The organism is Streptomyces sp. NPDC052101 (assembly GCF_040680235.1).
In the GTDB taxonomy this organism is placed as follows: domain Bacteria; phylum Actinomycetota; class Actinomycetes; order Streptomycetales; family Streptomycetaceae; genus Streptomyces.
Window position 1 is genome coordinate 1 of the sequence record NZ_JBFAWH010000111.1, and the last position, 2,267, is coordinate 2,267.

The following is a 2,267-nucleotide window of genomic DNA, read 5'->3' on the forward strand; positions in this document are numbered from 1 at the left end:
CGGCTGCCGGGCTCCCCCTGGACCGAACTCGTGACGCTGGCGTTCCTCGCCTCCGTCCTGGTCCTCATGTACGCCGACGGCGGCGCCGGACGCACCGGGTCCGCTGCGCTTCCCCGCCTGATGGTCCTTCCGGCTGCGCCTCCAGGACCGTTGGGCCCGCTGGCGCGGGCCAAGCTGGCTACGGGAGAGGTGCCGTGGGCTGACGCCCGGAGCGGACGGGCCGAGGCTGGGTGGGCGCGAGATGACGACCGGGGTTCAAGACTGCAAGTGACTGTCTGTCAGGCATGGCGCAGTATCGGGCACGGAGGCCGCCTCTCTAGTATGCTTCAAAATGAAGCCGGGATCCAAACTTGTCTCAGCATCCCCCACCGGATGACACCCGTGACGCCCACCAGAACGTCACGATCGCGTCGCCAACGACAGCAGGGCCCGCAAAGGAGCGGAACGTGCCGAAGACTCTCCGTCCCCATCAGCGCGAGGCCGTCGACGCGGTGCTGCGCGCGCTCGAATTGCCGGCGCGGTCGACTGTGCCCGAGCGGGGGCTGCGGACGCAGGTGGTCATGGCGACCGGCTCGGGCAAGACCCTGGTGGCCGTGCGCAGCGCGGAGGAACTGGGGGCGGGCCGGGTGCTGGTGCTGGTGCCCTCGCTGGACCTGCTCACGCAGACCCAGGCCGAGTGGCATGAGGGAGGCCGCAAGGGGCTGATGATCGGGGTGTCGTCCCTGCGCGGGGATCAGGCAGTCTTCCCGAACACCACGGCGGTGAAGGAGCTGGTCGACTGGGTGCGGCCGTTCGACAAGGTGACTGCGTTCGCCACGTACGCCTCGCTCGGCCTCGGCACGCTGGAACGGGCGCACGCGGCCGGCCTTCCGGGCTGGGACCTGGTCGTCGTGGACGAGGCACACCGGACCTCGGGGCGGATCGGCAAGCCCTGGGCGGTCGTCCACGACAACACCCGCATCCCCGCCCTGCGCCGGCTGTACATGACGGCCACACCCCGGCTGTGGCAACTGAACGACGACACCGAGCCGGGGGCACCCGGTGAGCTGGTTGCCTCGATGGAGGATGATGCGGACGGGCCGTTCGGGGCGCGCTGCTACACCCTGACGTTGTCCGAGGCGATCAACTGGGGTGTCTGTGCGCCGTATCAGGTGGTGTGCGTGGACATCACGGACACCCAGCTCCAGGCTGCTCGGTTGCTGGGCGTGGACGGGCGGTCGGACGAGGTGCGCGGTGCGCGGCTCGCGGCTCTTCAGACGGCGCTGGTGAAGGCGGCGGCCGAGGAGGACTTCCGTAGGACGCTGGTCTTCCACCACCTGGTCAAGGAAGCCGAGGCCTTCGCGGCCGGCCTGCCCGGCGTCGCCACCCGGCTGCACGCGGACGACCCCCAGCTGTACCCGGGCGCGGTCTGGGCCGACTGGCTTTGCGGCGATCACCCACCGGCCCACCGGCGCCGCGTGCTGGACGAGTTCGGCGGCGGCACGGACGCGGCCAGGCGCTTCCTGGGCTCGGCGAAGGTCCTGGGCGAGGGCGTCGACACCAAGAACTGCGACAGCGTCTACTTCGCCGACGTCCGCGGCTCCATGCCCGACCTCGTCCAAGCCGTCGGCCGCGCCCTGCGCATCCAGCCCGGGGAAGGCAAGACCGCCTCGCTCGTGGTGCCGATCCTGCTCGGGCCCGGCGAGACGGCCGACAACATGCTCACCAGCAAGGCGTACGGCGGCCTGGCGAAGCTGCTGGAAGCGCTCAGGGCGCACGACACCCGCATCGTGGAGGCATTGGCCGTGCCACAGGCACCCAGCCGCTCCAAGGGCGTCCAGAGCCGCGCAGGAGGCCAGGACGAAGAGAGCGCCGAGGGCGAAGACGGCGTCCCTATCTCGGTGCCGGCGCGGGCGCTGCTGAAGTTCAGCACCCCGCGCGACCCGGCCGCCCTCGCCGCGTTCATCAACCTCCGGGTCCTCAACCCCGAAAAGGAACACTGGCGGCGCGGCGTGGAAGCCGCCGTCATCTACACTCGGCTCCACGGCGACCTGAAGATCCCGTTCACGTACCGCGTGCCCGACAGCCGGGAGCAGGAAGCCGATGGCCAGGGCGAAGAGCAGAGCGAGGGTGTGCGCGAGAGGTGGCCGGCCTCGCTCGCAGACTTCCCGCTCGGACAGTGGATCGCCGACACCCGCCATCGCAACGCCCGCGGCCGCCTGAACGCCGAACGCGTCCAGCAGTTGGAGACGCTCGGCATGGTCTGGTCACACCGTGACGTCGCGTGG

1 protein-coding gene is annotated in these 2,267 nt (G+C 70.7%); it reads left to right on the plus strand.

What is annotated here, in order from left to right; genetic code table 11:
• Window positions 1–446: 446 nt before the first annotated feature.
• Window positions 447–2,267 (plus strand): DEAD/DEAH box helicase family protein (locus AB0L75_RS44045; protein ID WP_365191920.1); only part of this gene is annotated, 1,821 nt, incomplete at its 3' end.